Genomic DNA, 17,781 nt, shown 5'->3' on the forward strand with positions numbered 1-17,781 from the left:
TCCACCCGAAACCGGCGCCCAATTTCATCTTGGCAAAAATACCTGCGCCGCAGGCTCTGCCCTATGCGCCAAGCGCCGCTTCAATCGCATCCCACAACGGCTCAACCGGCTCGACCCCAACCGACAGCCGGATAAAGCCGCCCGCCACAGGGTCGCCCCAACGCGCCCGCCGCTCACCCGCCGTATGGGTGCCGCCAAAGCTGGTCGTCTGGGTGATAAACGGGCACGCAGCCAAGAACGCCTCAGCCGCCTCGGCGCACTCCAGTTCAAACCCGATCAGAAACCCCGCACCCGCCATTTGCCGCCGCGCAATAGCATAGGACGGGTCACTCACCAGCCCCGGAAAGCGCAAATTCCTAACCTTCGGATGCGCGGCCAAACGCTCGGCAATCACCTGCGCCGAGGCACACATCCGCTCCAGCCGCACCTCAAGCGTCTCAATCCCGCGATGCAGCAACCACGCCTCAAACGCCCCCGGCACCGCGCCTGACAGCTTGCGCCACTGCCGCACCCGCGCCTCAAGCCCCGCATCGCGCGTCGCCACATGACCGAACAAAATATCCGAATGCCCGCCGGGGGCCTTGGTATCGGCCGCCACAACCATATCTGCGCCCAAATCCAGCGGGCGCTGCAACAGCGGCGTCATCGTGGTGTTGTCAACAATCAACAAACCACCTGCCGCCCGCACCCGCTGCGCAATCAGCGCAATATCACAGCAATCCAATCCCGGATTCGACGGCGTTTCCAAAAACACCACCGCCCCGCCCGAAACATCGACGGTTTCCATATCGGCCGTCGCCACTTCGACGACCTCAACCCCATAAGCCGCCAGATATTCCGATGAAAACACCCGCGTCACATAATAGCCATCCGCCGGAATAATCAGCTTTTTGCGGTCGGTCAGCACAGCCATCAACGCCGCCGAGATCGCCGCCATCCCCGATGGAAACGCCACACAAGGCGCATCCTCCAATATGCCCAGCTGCGCCTCTACCGCGTCCCAAGTGGGCATCGACATGCGGCCATACACATGGCTTGCGCCTTCAACCTCGGGCAAATGATAGGTAGTGGCCGACACAATCGGCGGCACCACAGCCTCGCCCTTGGCCAGCCCCGCAGCCCGATGATGCAGCAACTTGGCGAACCGCGCCTTACCCTGAGCGTCCATACCTCAGCCCTTTGCCAATTGCGCGCCCAAGCCCGTCATCAACCCTTCGAACAAAGGGAAAGACGTGGCAATCGGGCTGGCATCATCAACCGAGATCGGCGCCTTGCTGGCCATGCCCGCCACCAGAAACGACATCGCGATCCGGTGGTCGATATGGGTCGCACAAGTCGCCCCACCAGGCACATTGCCCGCGCCCATGCCATGCACGATCAGCGTGTCCTCGTCTTCCTCGACTGTCACACCACAAGCCTCAAGCCCGCGTGCCATCGCATCAATCCGGTCGGATTCCTTGACCCGCAATTCCTTAATGCCACGCATCACGGTTTTGCCCGTGGCATTCGCCGCCACAACCGACAAAACAGGGTATTCATCAATCATCGAGGGCGCACGTTCGGGCGGCACCTCAATGCCGCGCAACGCCGAAAACTTGACCCGCAAGTCGGCCACAGGCTCGCCGCCTTCCTCACGCGGGTTCTCAAATGTAATATCGGCCCCCATTTCGACCAGCGTGATGTAAATCCCGTTGCGCGTCAGGTTCTGGGAAACGCCGGGCACAAAAATATCCGACCCTTCGACGATCAGCGCCGCACAAACCGGAAACGCAGCAGACGAAGGGTCACGCGGCACCGCCACCACCTGCGGCCGCAACTCGGGCTGGCCGGTCAGGGTAATCACATTGCCCTCGGCGGTTTTTTCAACCACCAACTCGGCCCCAAAACCCACCAGCATCCGCTCGGTATGGTCGCGCGTCGCCTCCGGTTCAACAACGACAGTCTGCCCGGGCACATTCAACCCCGCCAACAACACCGCCGATTTCACCTGCGCCGAGGCCACCGGCAAAACATAGCGCACCGGCACAGGGTTCGCCGCACCCACCACGGTCATCGGCAAACGCCCGCCTTTGCGGCCAAACGCCTGCGCCCCAAACAGCGCCAGCGGGTCCGTCACCCGCCCCATCGGCCGCTTGCGCAAAGACGCATCGCCGGTAAAGGTCGCCGTCATCGCCGTGGTCGCCATACAGCCCATGATCAACCGCACACCGGTGCCCGAGTTGCCGCAATCAATCACCGCTTCCGGCTCTTTAAACCCGCCAACACCCACGCCATGCACCGACCACGCGCCGGGTCCATGCTGCACCACCTCGGCCCCAAAGGCCCGCATGGCGCTTGCCGTATCCAGCACGTCCTGCCCTTCCAGCAAACCGGTGATTTTGGTCTCCCCCACCGCCATAGCGCCAAAAATCAGCGCGCGATGGCTGATCGATTTATCGCCCGGAACCTCGGCGCGGCCACTCAAAGGCCCTGATTTGGTTGCGGTCATCACTTGGGCTGCGCCGTGGCCAGACATATCACTCTCCTGCAAACTCAGCCGTTTGATAGCCCAAGCAATCGGGGGCGTCCAGAACGCTTGCACCCTCGCGCCGCACGGCTGCCGGTCCCTATAGCAAAAACCACTACCCCTTGGACCATCGCGAAATGCCCCCCGATTTCATCTTGGCCCAAATACCTAAAACAACGGCACCACACAGGCAGTCAGGGTAAAATCTCTACAGGTGTACCAATCGGCACAAAATCCCAGATCTCGCGCATCTCGGCATCGGTCAATGCCATGCAACCTGCCGTCCAATCACCGGGCAATGTCGCCCCATCGGGCAATCCGTTCGGCTGGCCATGGAAAAAGATGTCACCTCCGGCCGAATAGCCCCCCTTCACCGCCCGCGCAACATCCAAAGGACGAGGGTAATCAATCCCCAGCGACAGATGATAGGCACTGCCCGCATTGCGCCGGTCAATCTTAAAAACACCTTCGGGCGTGCGCCCGTCACCCTGCCGCTCTTTGGCCCCCAAAGGCGCAAAGCCCAGCGCGATTTTGTAGTCACGCACCACCGCACCATTCTGATACAGCATCATGCGCCGCGCCGCTTTTTGCACAACGATCCGTTCGATCACCCCGCCCAGCGGCGGCAATACCGGCACAACTGGCGGGGGCCGCATCACAATTACCAATGCGACAGCGGCCAAAACCGCCATCAGCACCAGCGCCGAAAAGACCCCCGCAAGCCGCTTCACTGCAAGTCGGAAAACGCCGCCTTCAACCGCGCAACAGCCTCAACGATCCGCGCCCGTGGCGTCGCGATGTTGAACCGCAGATAGGTTTCGCCCCCCTTGCCAAAGCTCGGCCCGTGATTGGCCGCAATCTTTGCGTCTTTTTCCACCCGTGCGGTAAATTCATCGCGCGTCATACCGGTGCCGGAAAAATCAACCCAGGCCAGATAGGTCGCCTCCAACGGCATCGAACTCAGCCCCGGAATCGCGGCGATCCCTTCGTCAAAAATCCGCTTGTTCTCGGCCAGATAGGCCAGCAACGCATCCAGCCATTCCGCGCCCACGGGCGAATAGGCCGCTGTCGCCATGAACAAACCGAACGAGTTGGGCGAGATTCCCAAACCGTTCATCACGGCTGCAAATTTGGCCCGCAATGCCGTGTCATGGATGATCACATTGCCAATATGGCTGCCCGCGATGTTAAAGGTCTTGGTCGTCGCGGTCATCATCACCAAGCGGTCGGCGATTTCAGGCGCGGCCAGTGGCATCACAGTATGCTTGCCGCCCGGATAAACCAGATCATGGTGAATCTCATCCGACACCACGATCAGATCGTGCCGCTTGGCAAATGCCGCCACGCCGCGCAGCTCCTCAACACTCCATACCTGCCCGCCGGGGTTATGCGGCGAACACAGAATCAGCATCCGCTCATTCCCTGTCATCTGGCGGTCCCAAGCATCAAAATCCATCACATGGCGGCCGTCCACGACAGGCAATTGGCACTCGACCACCTGCCGCCCTGCAGCCGCGATCACCCGCGCAAAGGCATGGTACACAGGCGTCATCAAAACCACCCCATCCCCCGGCGCGGTAAAGGCCTGCACACACAGGCCCGTGCCATTCACCAAACCATGCGTCGTGAAAATAGCGCCCGCATCGACATCCCAGCCGTGGCGGTTTTTCATCCACCACTGGATCGCCCCCAAATAGGCCGAATCATCACCGAAATAGCCGTAAATCCCATGCGCCGTCATGCCGTCCAACGCCTGCTGTACACAGGCCGGCGGCCGGAAATCCATATCGGCCACCCACATGGAAATCCCTTCCTCGGGCGACACACCATAGAGCTTTTCCATCGCATCCCATTTTACCGAATGCGTGCCAACGCGATTGATCTCTTCATCAAAATTCATAGCTATTCCCTGCATCGTTTGCCCCACCCTAAAGCGGCAAGCATCCCCATTCCAGCCCTGCAATGTGCCCGACACAATGGACAGGCCACAAATTCCCCCCGCATTTCCATCGCACAGGATTGCACGGCTCTGCCCAATCCCTTACACCAAAGCCCATGATACGCCCCATCCTGATCCACCCCGACCCACGCCTCAAGAAAAACTGCGCCCCCGTGGACGCGGTCACGCCCGAGCTTGGCCAACTGGCCGAAGACATGCTGGCCACCATGTATGACGCCCCCGGCATCGGCCTTGCGGCGCCACAGGTCGGCGCAATGACGCGGCTTTTGGTAATGGATTGCGTCAAAGACCCCGAAAAATCGCCACGCCCGATGGTGCTTATAAACCCCACCGTCACTTGGTCGTCCGAGGATACCTCGGTCTATGACGAAGGTTGCCTGTCCATCCCCGACCAATATGCCGAGATCACGCGCCCGGCCAAGGTTCGCGTTGAATGGCTGGGCCTTGATGGCAAAACCGTCGAGGAAGAGTTCGAAGGCCTCTGGGCCACCTGCGTTCAACATGAAATCGACCACCTGAACGGCAAGCTGTTCATTGATTACCTTGGCCCTCTGAAACGCCAGATGATCACCCGCAAAATGGAAAAGCTGAAACGCGAACTTGCACGGCGCGGCTAATGGCTGTGCTGCCCGTTCTCTTGCTGCCCGATGCCCGCTTGCGCGAAACCTGCGCCCCCGTCACCACGTTTGACGCGGCGTTGAAACAGCTGGCCGATGACATGCTGGAAACCATGTATGCCGCCCCCGGCCGCGGCCTCGCAGGCCCGCAAGTCGGTGCGATGCAACGCATTTTCGTCATGGACACCAGCTGGAAAGAGGGGCGGCCCAGCCCGCTCGTCTGTATAAACCCCGAAATCAAAGATGCCTCAGGCAGTGCGGTAAATGACGAGGGCTGCCTGTCTATCCCCAATCGCCCCGTTCGCATTGCCCGCCCCGCAATGATACGCATGGCGTGGCAAGACCTTGCCGGCCGCCATTGCGAAGGCTTCTTTGACGATTTTGCCGCCGTCTGCGCCCAGCATGAACGCGACCACCTCGATGGCATCCTGTGCATCGATTACCCCAACCTAGCCCCGCCCCCCAACCTGGCCCCGCCCGAGGTATCCGCATGACCGTCCGCCGCTGCATCCCATGGCCCGACAAACGCCTGCAAACCGTCGCCGCGCCCGTGACCGAAATCACCGATGACATCCGCGCGATCTGGCAAGATATGGTTGACACGATGGAGGCGATGCCCGGCTATGGCCTCGGCGCACCCCAAATCGGTGTGATGCTGCGCCTCGCCGTGGTGGATTGCTCAACCGAACGGGGCCGCGCTGTGCTGATGGCCAACCCTGAAATCCTCCACGCCTCGGCCCAACCGCGCGACCATGATGAGGCTAGCCCGAACCTGCCCGGCGTCCATGCCAAAATCACCCGCCCGCGTGCGGTAACCGTGCGTTTTCTGAACGCACAAGGCGAAATGGAAGACCGCGATTTTGTGCATCTTTGGGCGACCTCGGTGCAGCATCAGATCGACCACCTGAACGGCAAAATGTATTTTGACAGGCTCAGCAAGGTCAAACGCGACATGCTGCTGAAAAAGGCACAAAAGCTGCGCAACTAACCTGAACCCACAAAGGAAAACCCCGATGCGCGTGATCTTCATGGGAACCCCCGATTTCTCTGTCCCTGTGCTGGATGCGCTGGCGCAGCACCATGACATCGTGGCCGTCTATTCCCAACCGCCCCGCCCCGCCGGTCGCGGCAAAAAAGACCGCGCCTCACCCGTGCAAACCCGCGCCGAGGCGCTTGGCTTGCCCGTCCGCCACCCCACATCGTTACGCAACCAACAGGCTGCGGCCGAGTTTGCCGCCCTAAATGCCGATATCGCCGTCGTCGTCGCTTACGGATTGATATTGCCACAAAATATCCTTGATGCCCCGCGCCACGGCTGCCTGAATATCCACGCCTCTTTGCTGCCCCGCTGGCGTGGTGCTGCCCCCATTCACCGCGCCATTCTGGCGGGCGACACGGCAACCGGCATCTGCATCATGCAGATGGAGGCAGGGCTTGATACCGGCCCCGTTCTGCTGCGTCAGGAAACCCCGATTGGCCCGCAAGAAACGACTGCCGACCTGCACGACCGCCTGTCCGCGATGGGCGCCGCGCTGATCGTTCAGGCATTGGATCAACTGCCCCTTACGCCTGCGCCACAGCCTGACCAAGGCATCACCTACGCCACCAAGATCGACAAATCCGAGGCGCGGATCGATTGGTCGCAGCCCGCCGAGCAGGTCGACCGTCAGATCCGCGGCCTTTCCCCCTTTCCCGGCGCTTGGTGCGATATCGGCGGCGAGCGTGTAAAGCTCCTGCGCTCGCGTCTGGCCACGGGCAACGGCACGCCGGGTCAGGTTCTGACCGGCTTCACCATCGCCTGCGGCACCGGTGCGGTTGAAATCCTGCAAGCCCAGCGCGAGGGCAAGCGCCCTGCCGATACCGCCGAAATCCTGCGTGGCTTCACCCTGCCTGCAACGCTCGGCTAACGCATCCCGCGCCACCCGGATGACAAATCCCGTCACCTGTCTCGCAGCAATTGACGCGCCGCAACCAGCGCCCTAACTTCGTGTTATTGAAACCAAACAAAGGTAACACGATGAAATCTTTTCTGCTGACTGCCGCCCTTATTACCGCCATTGCAGCCCCCGCCCTGGCCCAAGATACAGGCCCAAGCGCCGCCGTGCTTGACCAAATCGTCATCAGCGAAAAGCTGATCGCGGCTGGCACTGCCCGCAATGACGCCGTGCTTATTCTGGCCGGTATCAAGCTGCGCAGCGGCCTTGGCGATGACATGGGCACCCTGCCCGCCGAAACGATCAGCAAAGAGGCTGCCTTTGCCGCCGCCCGTACCGCCGCCACCGGCGATGATGCGATGCTGGGGATGATCGATGATGTCGAGGCCGAAGGCTCGCGCCGGATGCCGATTTGCTCGACCAACACCTATGGCAGCAATTACTGCTATTAATCAGTAACCGGCGGGGCCAAACTGGCCCTGCCACCTGACCCGCCTAAAAGGAGCCGCCATGCCCATGATTCTTTTGATCGTCATCATCGGCGCCGCTGCAGGCTTTCTTGCGACCCGCTTTATGAAAGTGCAGGCCGATGTACCAACAACCATCGCCATCGGGGTCATCGGCGCGGTCGTCGGTTGGGTTATCCTGCGTATTCTGCTGGCAGTTACCGGCCCGCTCGCAATGTTCGTCGCCTCCGTCCTCGGCGCCGTTTTCCTGCTATGGCTTTTGCAGCGCTACAAATCCAAATAGGCCTATTGCTTGGCCAGATACGCGACCGGCGCATTCTCATCCCGCCAGAAATCCAGCGCCGCCTTATCCGACACAGCAGTCGATCGCTTGAACTCGCAAATCAGCTCGCCGTTCTCGACCGTTGAGGCCACTACCAGGCATTGGAAAATCTGGTTGGCGCCGTCATAAACATCAACCAACCCGCGCAGCTTTGGCGCAAAATCGGCATCCAGCGCGATACCATTTCCCCACATACGCAGAATCGGAAAAACCGCCTCGCCCACCTGCACCCTCAGCCGGGATTTGCGCGCAACCTCACGCTTTTTTGCGGCCTTCAGACCCTCACGAATATCGTCTGGCAGAAATTCCAACATATTCCGTCCTCCCTCATGGTCAGTCTGCGGTAAAATCCGTTAAAATCAAGACAACAGTGTGACAGTTTTCCAATCCGACAAAGGTGCAACATAAAAGCATCGTTGCCCTTGGCAGCAAAATCAGGTTTCTGGGCATCAAAACCAAAGGGACAGCATGGCCAACACATCGCAGCACAAAGCCGATCATGGCGGCGGGATTGACGCCGCAGTGGCGCAGTTTGGTGGCAGCCGCGCAGGCTGGATTGACCTGTCTACCGGCATCAACCCCACGCCCTATCCGCTGGGCACCCTGCCCCCCGATCTGTGGAACGCCCTTCCCGATGAAGGCGCCTTTGCCCGCCTTGAACAGGCCGCGCGCAGCTTTTGGAACATCCCCCAAACCGCCGCCATTCTGCCCGCCCCGGGTGCAAGCGCGCTGATCGCGCGGATGCCTGCCATTGCGCCTACAGGCCGCGTGCACATCCCTGCCCCCACCTATAACGAACATGCCCGCGCCTTTGCCGCCCAAGGTTGGACGGCAGACGAAGGCGCAAACACCCGCGTCCTCGTGCATCCCAACAACCCCGACGGCAGGCTTTGGCAGACCAGCGATTTCGCCCCACTGACAGTTATCGACGAAAGCTTTTGTGACGTCACGCCACAGGCCACGCTGATCGCACATGCCACCCGCCCCAACACGATTATCCTTAAAAGTTTCGGCAAGTTCTGGGGCCTTGCCGGCCTGCGGCTTGGCTTTGCCATTGGCGACCCCGCATTGATCGCAAAACTGGCGCAAAGCATCGGGCCTTGGGCGGTTTCTGGCCCCGCGCTCGAAATCGGCACACGGGCGCTGCGCGATCACGCTTGGGCCGATGCCACCCGCGCCCGCCTTACCGCAGATGCCGCGCGGCTTGATGCGCTGATGGGCCTGCCCGTGGTTGGCGGCACCTCGCTGTTCCGCCTTTATGACATCGAAAACGCCACTGCCCTGCAAACCCGCCTTGCCCGCGCCCATATCTGGACCCGCGTTTTTCCCTATTCCAAACGCTGGCTCCGCCTTGGCCTGCCCGGCACGCCCGACCAATGGGCGCGGCTGCAAACCGCGATGGCAACAGCATGAGCGCGGCACTCCTCCTCCCCGCCCTGCTGCTGGATGCAGCGCTGGGCGAGCCGAAATGGCTGTGGGATAAATACCCCCACCCCGCCGTGCTGATGGGCCGTGCCGTTGGCTGGGCCGATAAGGCGCTGAACCGCGGCGAAAACCGCCGCAACAAAGGTATCGCGGCAATGGTCATGCTTGGTCTTGGCGCTTGGATGCTTGGTACGCTAATCGCAGTGATCCCCGATTTTGGCCTGCTGGAAATCATCTGCGCCGCCATGCTGTTGGCGCAAAAATCGCTGGTCGATCATGTGCGCGCCGTGGCCGATTCCCTGCGCCAATCGCTGCCCGCAGGCAGGCGGGCCGTGGCGATGATCGTGGGCCGCGATACCAAAAACCTCGACGCCCCCGCCATTTCCCGCGCCGCAATTGAAAGCGCCGCTGAAAACCTGTCCGACGGCGTGATCGCCCCGGCTTTCTGGTTTCTTATCCTCGGGCTTCCGGGCCTGATGCTCTATAAAATCACCAATACCGCCGACAGCATGATCGGCCATCGCACCCCGAAATACGAACAATTCGGCTGGGCCGCCGCGCGGTTTGATGACCTGCTGAACTGGGTGCCCGCCCGCATCACCGCCGCGCTAATCGCCATCAGTCATTTGAATTTCGACCCCGCCCCCATCTTGCGCGACGCGCCGCTGCACCGCTCGCCCAACGCAGGCTGGCCCGAGGCCGCGATGGCTGTTGTCCTCAACACCTCACTCTCGGGCCCGCGCAGCTATGATGGCAAGATGCAAGATTTCCCTTGGGTCTGGCCCGAGGGCAACCGCAGCCCCACCCCCGACACCATCGACGCTGCCTGCTCGGCGCTTTGGCGGGCATGGGGGCTGATGCTGCTGGCCGTGGCCGTATTGGCGAGCGTTTGACACAAGGCGCCATCTCTGATCTGCAAGACGCAAAGGAAAGGGATAACAATGGCTAAACCGCTGAACACCGCAGAAATCGGCGTTGCCCTGATTGGCGCGGGTATGATCGCCCCCACCCATATTGCCGCACTTTCCGCGCTCCGCCCCCGGCTTGGCTTGCGCGCCATTGTCTCGCAACGCCCCGAACGCGCGATGCATTACGCCAGCCAATACGCTGGCCCCGCGCCACTCTTCACCGCCGATCTGGCGCAAGTGACAGATGACCCCACAATCAAGATGGCCATTGTCGCCACCCCGCCCAGCGTGCGGATTGACCTGATCACGGCGCTCGCCCAATCGGGCACACATATCCTGCTGGAAAAACCGGTCGCCCGCACATTGGATGAGGCGCAACAGGTGGTCGATATCTGCAACCGCGCCGGCGTGACACTTGGGGTTCTCTTTCAGCACCGCATGCGCGCACCGTCCCTCGCTGCGGCGCGCCTTATCGCCGACGGCAACTTGGGCAAACTCGGCCATGTCGAGATCGCGGCCCCGCTCTGGCGCGATCAATCCTATTATGACGAGCTGGGCCGCGGCACCTATGCCCGCGATGGCGGCGGCGTGCTGCTGACCCAAGCAATCCACACCATCGACTTGGCGCTCAGCCTGACTGGCCCCGCTGCGGGCCCCGTCACCACCGTCCGCGCCATGACCGCCACCTCGCCGCTTCACCAGATGGAGGCCGAAGATTTCGCCGTCGCGGGCCTTACCTTTGCCAATGGCGCCGTGGGCTCTCTGGTCGCCAGCACCGCGTCATTCCCGCAGCGTCCCGAAACCATCACCCTGCATTTTGAACACGCCTCCCTGCGCGTCGGCACCAGCGACCTTAACCTGATGTGGCGCGATGGCCGCCCCTGCGCCGATGCCCAAATCACCGGAACCGCAACCGATACCGGCCCGACAATCGCCAAACACGAATGGCACCAAGCCGTGATCGACGATTTCGCCACAGCCCTGCGCAATAACCGCCCCCCGCTGGTCAGTGGCCAAACCGCCCTTGCTGCCCACCAACTTATCACGGCTATTGAAACCTCGTCCCGCACCGGCCAGCCCGTCACCCTTAGCCCGCCCCAAGGATAACCATGCGCCGCATCCTCGCCCTTCTTTTGCTAACCGCCAGCCCTGCCCTCGCCGCCCCTTGCGGTGGCTCTTTCACCGCTTTCATCACCGCCATGAAAGCCGAGGCCACAAACCTGACCCCATCCGAGGCCGACCGCTTTTTCCAAAACATCGCACAAGACCCAAAGGTCCTAAAGGCCGACCGCGCCCAAGGCGTTTTCCGCAAAACCTTTACCGATTTTTCCCGCAGCCTGATCAGCCAGAACCGCATCGACAACGGCCGCGCGAATGCGAAAAAATACGCCGCGCTGTTTGACCAAGCCGAAACCGACTACGGCATCCCCTCGGGCATCCTGCTGGCATTCTGGGCGTTTGAAACCGATTACGGCAGCTTTCAGGGCGATTTCAACACCGCCAACGCGCTGGCAACCCTCGCGCATGATTGCCGCCGCCCCGACCTGTTCCAGCCACAACTGCTTGCCGCCACACAGCTTTGGCAAAAAGGCATGTTCGACCCCAACACCACCACCGGCGCCTGGGCGGGCGAAATCGGCATGGTGCAAATGCTGCCCTATGACATCCTGACGCGTGGCGTGGATGGCGATGGCGATGGCAAAGTCAGCCTGAAAACCTCGGTCCCCGACGCCATCCTGTCGGGTGCCGCCATGCTGCGCGATCTGGGCTGGCGCGCGAATGAACCGTGGTTACAAGAGGTAACGCTGCCCCAAACCCTGCCATGGGAAAAAACCGGCCTGCGCACCACAATGACTGGCCCCGAATGGGCAGCCCTTGGCGTCAAACCGCGCAACGGCAGCCTTGCCAACCTGCCCGCCTCTATCCTGCTGCCCGAGGGGCGCAAAGGCCCGGCCTTCATCGCCTACCCCAATTATTCCACGCTGTTCAACTGGAACCAAAGCTTTGTCTACGTCACCACTGCCGCCTATTTCGCCAACCGCTTAGTCGGCGCGCCTGTGTTCAACCCCGGCAACCCCGACCCGCAGCTTTCGCTTGACGATACCAAAACCCTACAAGAAAAACTGCAAAAGCGCGGCTATGATGTCGGCGGCATTGATGGCATCCTTGGCACCAATACCCGCGACGCGGTGCGTCAAGAGCAGCTTCGCCTTGGCCTGCCCGCCGATGCATGGCCTACGCCCGAGCTGTTGGAAAAACTATGACCAACTGGGGTATCTGCACAACCGTGATGGCCCCGCCCGAGCAGGTACAGGCCTTTGCCGCCTACCACCTTGGCATCGGCGCGGCCCATATCTGGCTGCATTTCGACAACCCTGATGACCCCGCGGCCGACCTCTTCAACCACCCGCAAATTACGACCATCCGCTGCAGCGACAGCTATTGGATGGATTATATCGGCAAGCGTCCCGACCGGCACCAAAACCGTCAGGGCCGCAACATGCAGCGCATCTATGCCGCCGAACCCCTGCCGTGGGTCGCCCATATCGACGTCGATGAATACCTCCTGCCTATGGCAAACATCGGCGATACGCTCGACGCCTTGCCAACAAGCCAACCCATACTGCGCGTGGCCCCGTATGAGGCACTGCATGACCCCGCGCTGCCCGATGACATCTTCACCGCCCAGCACTTCCGCGCGCCCCTGAACGGCGCCGAAAACGCGGCCGCCCGCAACCGCATATTCGGCCCCTACGCGCCACTGCTGGAAAACGGCGTCCTGTCCCATTCTGCCGGAAAATGCTTTTTCCGCACCGGTCTCGCGCGATTCGAACCCCGCCTGCACGGTGCTTTTCGGGCCGGCGCCCGCGTCGATGGTGGTGATTTCAGCCGTTACATCGCCCTGCTGCATTTCCATGCCCAAGACCCCACCCGCTGGCGTGACCGCCTGCAATTTCGCCTGACGCGCGGCGCGTATCAGTTCAACCCCGCGCTTCAACAATGGCTCTTGGCCGCCAGTGATGCCGAAATAGACAAATTCTATCTTGAAACCCAAACCGCTACGCCGGAAACTCTTGCAAAACTGCGCGCCGAAGACGCGCTGATCAGCACCTCGTTACACCTGCGCCAACATATCAAGGACATGCCCCTCACATGACCCCAAGCACCGCCGAACTCATGGCCGCCCTGCCGCATATCCACGCCGCGCCCAAAACCGACAGCCGCGTCGAACAGCTGTGCTTCCGGCCCGCCCGCAACCAACGCACATTCCCCGACCATCTTACCCTGACCCGCGCCCAAGGCGTGCCGGGTGAACGCTGGCTGACCGAGCCTTGGCTGCGCCTGCCCGATGGCAGCCCCGACCCGAATATCCAGGTGTCCATCCTGCCACTGCGGGTCCTCAACCTCGTCTGGGCCGAAACCGACGCCGAGCCCCACCCCGGCGATACCATCATCGCCGATCTTGATACATCCGAGGCGAATTTGCCCGCAGGCACCTTGCTGCAAGCAGGCAGCGCCGTGCTGCGCGTATCAAACCTGTTCAACGATGGCTGCGTCAAATGGAAAGCCCGCTACGGAGCCGACGCCAAAAACTGGATCACCGCCCCCGGCCACCCGCAGCTGCGCCTGCGCGGCATCCTCTGCGCGATCGAGCAAGACGGCATCCTGCACCTCGGCGATCCCATAACCAAACTCTGACCGCGCCAAACCTCCCACCGCGCCAAAACTCAGGCTTCACAAGGCCTGAACCGCGCCGGTTTCATCTTGGCAAAAATACCTGAAACACTTGGCCGTTCAGGCCCGAGATCCGCATTCTCTTTGGCCCAAATATCCAATCCCGCCGCCGCCCGATGTACAATGCGTCAAGACCAAACCCGCCCGCAAAACTGCGGACGCGCAGGTTAATTTTTGGTAAACTGAATCACGAAAACAAAGCAATATCAAAGCATTGCAATATTGACCGCGCGTGGACAACCCTGCAATTTCGCGCCTCAGGCCACCAGCGCCTCGGCCCGTTTCAGGTCCACACTCACCAACTGGCTCACCCCTTGCTCGGCCATCGTCACGCCGAACAAACGGTCCATTCTGGCCATCGTGACCGCATGGTGGGTGATGATCAAAAACCGCGTTTCCGTCCGCCGCGTCATTTCATCCAGCAAGTCACAAAAACGCGTCACGTTGGCATCATCCAGCGGCGCGTCCACCTCATCCAGCACGCAAATCGGTGCCGGATTGGCAAGGAAAACCGCGAAAATCAGCGCCATCGCGGTCAAGGTCTGCTCGCCCCCGGAAAGCAGGCTCAGCGTCGCCAGTTTCTTACCCGGTGGCTGGCACATGATCTCCAGACCAGCCTCCAGCGGGTCATCCGATTCCACCAGCACCAAACGCGCCTCACCGCCGCCAAAAAGGTGCGTGAACAGCGTCCCGAAGGAATTGTTCACCTGTTCAAACGCCGTCAAAAGCCGCTCGCGCCCTTCGCGGTTCAGGCCGGCAATACCTGCCCGCAGCTTCTTGATCGCCTCTTCCAGATCGGTCTTTTCCTTGGCCAGCGCGTCATGCTCTTCCTGTACCGATTTCGCATCTTCTTCGGCCCGCAGGTTCACCGCACCCAAAGCCTCGCGTTGCCGCTTCAAACGCCCGACCTCGGTTTCCAGATGCTCGACGCCCGGCATCTTTTCGGGGTCGGCATCCAACGTCTCTAACAGTGCCTCGGGCGCAGATTCGGCCTCTTCGCGGATCCGCAAGGCTGCCGCCTCGCGTGCCTCAACCGCCGCCTCATGCCGCGCCTCGGTACGGGCGCGGGCCTCACGCGCCTCACCTGCCAAACGCTCGGCCTCGCGCTCATGCAAGGTAGCCTCGCGCAGCGACGATTCCGCCAGAACCAGCGCATCGGATGCCGCCGCACGCCGCGCTTCGGCTGCCTCCATCGCATCCGCCAACTCTTCGCGCTGGATGGCAATCTCTTCCGGCGCGGCCATCGCGTCGACCAGCTCGTCCTCGGCAGCGGACTTGCGTTCCGCCAGCTCTTGGTTGCGCTTTTCCGCAGTCTCCAAGCGGTGCTTCCAGCCCGAGGTTTCCTTGATCACCTCTTGCCGCCGTTTCAGCCGCGCCTCGCCCTCGCGGCGCAATTCATCATGCGCCGAGCGCCGCGTCATCATTGTGATGCGCGCGGCCTCGACAGCTGTTTTCAGCGCCTCAACAGTGGTTCGTGCCGCATCAAGATCGGGCAGCGCCTCAACAGCGGCGCGGGCATCGCGCAGCACTGCGCGGGCATCTGTCGCTTCGGTTTCATAGCGGTTCACGGCCAGCCGCGCGGCTTCAAGCTTCCCGCCAGCGATAGAACGGTCTGCCTCGGCGCGGGCAAGCGCACGGTTAGCTTCGGTCACGCGCCCATCGGCAGCGCGGCGGGCGTCACGCGCCATCTGATCGGCACGTGCAAGATCGGCGAGCCGCGCTTGCAGCGCCTCATGTGCCAGCCTTGCCCCATCGGCCCGTGCGGCAATATCTTCGAGGTCGCGTTTCAGCTGCACCAGCCGGTTCAACTGTTTCAGCCGCAGCGCAGCCGCCGAGGGCGCATCATCGGCCCCCGCGCGAAACCCGTCCCAGCGCCATAGATCGCCCTCGATACTGACCAACCGCTGGCCGGGGCGCAGCAAGGGCTGCAGAGCGGCCCCTTGGGCGCGGGAAACAAGGCCGATATGGCCAATCCGGCGGCGCAGAACATCCGGCACGCGAACCCATTCGCCAAGCGGCTGCGCCCCGTCTGGCAAAGCTGCTTTCGCATCATAATCGGGCAACGCGGCCCAACCTGATACTGCCCCCGCTGGCACCGCTGGCGCACGCAGATCATCGGCAAGCGCGGCCCCCAGTGCGGCCTCATACCCCGGCTGAACCGAACACTGGTCCAGTACTTGGCTGCCCGCCGCGGATTCGCGCTCGACCAACCGCGCCAAGGCCGCCACTTCGGCACGCAAAGCATTTGCTTCGCCTTCGGCTTCGGAGCGCATGGCGCGGGCCTCGGCCTCGCGGGTTTGCACATCGGCACGGGCCTCTTCGGCACTTAACAACGCCTCTTCGGTTGCCTCGGCCAGCGCGAGCGCCTCTTCTTGGGCAATCTCGGCGGCCTCATAGCCCTCTGCGGCACGGGCCTCGGCCTCAAGCGCCTCGGCGGCCGCCTCTTTGGCGCGGGTAGCCTGGGTTTCGGCCTTTTCAACTGTGCCTTGGGTATCGGCCAACAAGCGCCCCGCCGATTGATGGCGGGCGGCAAGGCGCGCGACATCTTCGGTCATTTCCGACATGCCGCCTTCGCGCTCGGTCAGCAAGGCGCCTGCCTCGCGCGCCGCATCGGCCGCATCACGCAGCTTTTCGTCATGGCCTTCGGCGGCACGGGCCAATTGCTCGGCCTCCCATTCCAGCCGCTCAATCGTGTCTTGGGCATCGCGGTTCAAACCCGCTTCGCGCTCCATATCGCGGGTCAGCTGGTCAATGCGGCCACGCAGGGTTTCGATCATCTGCAAGGCGCGGGCCTCGGAATCGTTCAGCGTATCGCGCTGGACGGTCAGGCGTTGCAAGACCGCACCGGCAATTGCCTCTTCCTCGCGCTTGGGTGGCAGCGCTTCTTCGGCCTTGGCGCGGGCCTGTTGCGCCACGTTCGACAGCGTTTCGGCTTTGCCAGCCTGAACCAGACGTTCACGCAGCAAGGATTCGGCCTCATGCACCGCCATATCCGCCTCGCGCCAGCGGCGGAACAGCAACATCCCTTCGGCGCGGCGCAATTCGGTGCCGATTTCGCGATAGCGGGCGGCTTGGCGGGCCTGACGGGCAAGGGTGCCTAGTTGACTGGCCAGCGCCTCAAGCACGTCATCTACACGGGTCAGGTTGGTTTCGGTCGCGGTCAGCCGCAGCTCGGCTTCATGGCGGCGCTGGTAAAGGCCGGAAATGCCTGCGGCTTCTTCCAGAATGCGGCGCCGCGCCTTGGGCTTGGCGTTGATCAGTTCGGCAATCTGGCCTTGCCGCACCAAAGCCGGCGAATGCGCACCGGTCGAGGCGTCGGCAAACAGCATCTGGATGTCGCGCGCGCGCACATCACGGGTGTTGGCCTTATAGGCCGAGCCTGCATCGCGGGTAATCCGGCGCGTGATCTCTATCTGATCGGCATCGTTGAAGCCCGAGGGCGCTAGCCGGTCCTGGTTATCCATGACCAGTACCACTTCGGCAAAGTTGCGGGCCGGGCGGCTGGTGGTGCCCGCAAAAATCACGTCTTCCATGCCGCCCCCGCGCATCGCCGTGGGGCGGTTTTCGCCCATCACCCAGCGCAATGCCTCAAGCAGGTTGGATTTGCCGCAACCATTCGGACCAACCACGCCTGTCAAACCCTCATGGATAATCAAATCCGTGGGGTCTACAAAGCTTTTAAAGCCGTTAAGCCGAAGGCGGTTGAAACGCAAAGGGTTGGCACCTGTGATTCTGGTCAGGGCGTGATGGTCTGTTTCATCACGGAATGTGTCAACCCGTTAACCCCCAGCATTATGGGGTATCGGGCAGGTTATCCACAACATCTTGGCAATAGGGGGATAGTTGGCACCCCTTTGGCAGCTTTCATGTTTAAGCAAGCGCAGAATCGCTTGACCGGCTGGCGTAA

General features: G+C 61.9%; 18 protein-coding genes. 12 read left to right on the plus strand and 6 right to left on the minus strand.

Features of this window, described 5'->3' with window-relative positions; genetic code table 11:
* Nucleotides 1-61: 61 nt before the first annotated feature.
* The 4 genes from AKU79_RS13965 to AKU79_RS13980 all read right to left on the minus strand — a co-directional run bounded on the left by AKU79_RS13965 (nt 62) and on the right by AKU79_RS13980 (nt 4,406).
* Nucleotides 62-1,168: a cystathionine gamma-lyase gene (locus AKU79_RS13965; RefSeq protein WP_050524194.1), complete on the minus strand. Its 1,107-nt coding sequence runs from the start codon at nt 1,166-1,168 to the stop codon at nt 62-64.
* A 3-nt stretch (nt 1,169-1,171) separates the two neighbouring features.
* Entirely contained in the window at nt 1,172-2,515 is a 1,344-nt protein-coding gene (gene aroA, locus AKU79_RS13970; protein WP_050524195.1) for a 3-phosphoshikimate 1-carboxyvinyltransferase, read from the minus strand.
* A 185-nt stretch (nt 2,516-2,700) separates the two neighbouring features.
* Nucleotides 2,701-3,237 (minus strand): L,D-transpeptidase family protein, encoded by a 537-nt coding sequence (locus tag AKU79_RS13975; protein WP_050524196.1) that lies wholly within the window; start codon nt 3,235-3,237, stop codon nt 2,701-2,703.
* Nucleotides 3,234-4,406, minus strand: a complete 1,173-nt coding sequence (locus tag AKU79_RS13980; protein ID WP_050524197.1) for a MalY/PatB family protein — start codon at nt 4,404-4,406, stop codon at nt 3,234-3,236. The genes AKU79_RS13975 and AKU79_RS13980 overlap by 4 nt, the downstream gene beginning before the upstream one ends.
* Nucleotides 4,407-4,561: 155 nt before the next feature.
* Between AKU79_RS13980 and def (AKU79_RS13985) the strand changes: the two genes are divergently transcribed.
* The 6 genes from def (AKU79_RS13985) to AKU79_RS14010 all read left to right on the plus strand — a co-directional run bounded on the left by def (AKU79_RS13985) (nt 4,562) and on the right by AKU79_RS14010 (nt 7,767).
* Complete coding sequence (def, locus tag AKU79_RS13985; protein WP_050524198.1) at nt 4,562-5,083, plus strand: peptide deformylase; 522 nt, start codon at nt 4,562-4,564, stop codon at nt 5,081-5,083.
* The gene (gene def / locus AKU79_RS13990; protein ID WP_050524199.1) at nt 5,083-5,577 is read left to right on the plus strand and encodes a peptide deformylase; all 495 of its coding nucleotides are present in this window, start codon (nt 5,083-5,085) and stop codon (nt 5,575-5,577) included. The genes def (AKU79_RS13985) and def (AKU79_RS13990) overlap by 1 nt, the downstream gene beginning before the upstream one ends.
* Nucleotides 5,574-6,071 (plus strand): peptide deformylase, encoded by a 498-nt coding sequence (gene def / locus AKU79_RS13995; protein WP_050524200.1) that lies wholly within the window; start codon nt 5,574-5,576, stop codon nt 6,069-6,071. The genes def (AKU79_RS13990) and def (AKU79_RS13995) overlap by 4 nt, the downstream gene beginning before the upstream one ends.
* 25 nt (nt 6,072-6,096) lie before the next feature.
* Nucleotides 6,097-6,990 (plus strand): methionyl-tRNA formyltransferase, encoded by an 894-nt coding sequence (fmt, locus tag AKU79_RS14000; RefSeq protein WP_050524201.1) that lies wholly within the window; start codon nt 6,097-6,099, stop codon nt 6,988-6,990.
* A 110-nt stretch (nt 6,991-7,100) separates the two neighbouring features.
* Nucleotides 7,101-7,469 carry a hypothetical protein gene (locus AKU79_RS14005; protein ID WP_050524202.1) on the plus strand — a complete coding sequence of 123 codons (369 nt, stop codon included), beginning with the start codon at nt 7,101-7,103 and terminating at the stop codon, nt 7,467-7,469.
* Nucleotides 7,470-7,527: 58 nt separating this feature from the next.
* The gene (locus AKU79_RS14010; protein WP_050524203.1) at nt 7,528-7,767 is read left to right on the plus strand and encodes a GlsB/YeaQ/YmgE family stress response membrane protein; all 240 of its coding nucleotides are present in this window, start codon (nt 7,528-7,530) and stop codon (nt 7,765-7,767) included.
* A gap of 2 nt (nt 7,768-7,769) precedes the next feature.
* On the opposite strand, the gene AKU79_RS14015 is transcribed toward AKU79_RS14010, so the two are convergent.
* Nucleotides 7,770-8,120 (minus strand): hypothetical protein, encoded by a 351-nt coding sequence (locus AKU79_RS14015; RefSeq protein ID WP_050524204.1) that lies wholly within the window; start codon nt 8,118-8,120, stop codon nt 7,770-7,772.
* Nucleotides 8,121-8,274: 154 nt separating this feature from the next.
* Here AKU79_RS14015 and AKU79_RS14020 point away from each other — a divergent pair, with 154 nt between their 5' ends.
* The 6 genes from AKU79_RS14020 to AKU79_RS14045 are packed head-to-tail and all read left to right on the plus strand — an operon-like array spanning nt 8,275 to nt 13,838.
* Nucleotides 8,275-9,219 carry a threonine-phosphate decarboxylase gene (locus AKU79_RS14020; protein ID WP_050524205.1) on the plus strand — a complete coding sequence of 315 codons (945 nt, stop codon included), beginning with the start codon at nt 8,275-8,277 and terminating at the stop codon, nt 9,217-9,219.
* Nucleotides 9,216-10,124, plus strand: a complete 909-nt coding sequence (gene cbiB, locus AKU79_RS14025) for an adenosylcobinamide-phosphate synthase CbiB (RefSeq protein ID WP_050524206.1) — start codon at nt 9,216-9,218, stop codon at nt 10,122-10,124. The genes AKU79_RS14020 and cbiB overlap by 4 nt, the downstream gene beginning before the upstream one ends.
* A 48-nt stretch (nt 10,125-10,172) precedes the next feature.
* Entirely contained in the window at nt 10,173-11,246 is a 1,074-nt protein-coding gene (locus tag AKU79_RS14030; RefSeq protein ID WP_050524207.1) for a Gfo/Idh/MocA family protein, read from the plus strand.
* A gap of 2 nt (nt 11,247-11,248) precedes the next feature.
* Nucleotides 11,249-12,403: a lytic murein transglycosylase gene (locus tag AKU79_RS14035; protein ID WP_050524208.1), complete on the plus strand. Its 1,155-nt coding sequence runs from the start codon at nt 11,249-11,251 to the stop codon at nt 12,401-12,403.
* A complete protein-coding gene (locus tag AKU79_RS14040) occupies nt 12,400-13,296 on the plus strand; it encodes a glycosyltransferase family 2 protein (RefSeq protein ID WP_050524209.1) in 897 nt (298 codons plus the stop codon). The genes AKU79_RS14035 and AKU79_RS14040 overlap by 4 nt, the downstream gene beginning before the upstream one ends.
* Nucleotides 13,293-13,838 carry a hypothetical protein gene (locus AKU79_RS14045; RefSeq protein WP_050524210.1) on the plus strand — a complete coding sequence of 182 codons (546 nt, stop codon included), beginning with the start codon at nt 13,293-13,295 and terminating at the stop codon, nt 13,836-13,838. The genes AKU79_RS14040 and AKU79_RS14045 overlap by 4 nt, the downstream gene beginning before the upstream one ends.
* 293 nt (nt 13,839-14,131) lie before the next feature.
* Here the strand turns inward: AKU79_RS14045 and smc are convergent, their stop codons facing one another.
* Nucleotides 14,132-17,587 carry a chromosome segregation protein SMC gene (gene smc / locus AKU79_RS14050; RefSeq protein WP_050524211.1) on the minus strand — a complete coding sequence of 1,152 codons (3,456 nt, stop codon included), beginning with the start codon at nt 17,585-17,587 and terminating at the stop codon, nt 14,132-14,134.
* Between the last annotated feature and the right edge of the window lie 194 nt (nt 17,588-17,781).

Origin of the sequence: Pseudorhodobacter wandonensis (assembly GCF_001202035.1) — a bacterium.
Taxonomy (GTDB): Bacteria; Pseudomonadota; Alphaproteobacteria; order Rhodobacterales; family Rhodobacteraceae; genus Pseudorhodobacter; species Pseudorhodobacter wandonensis.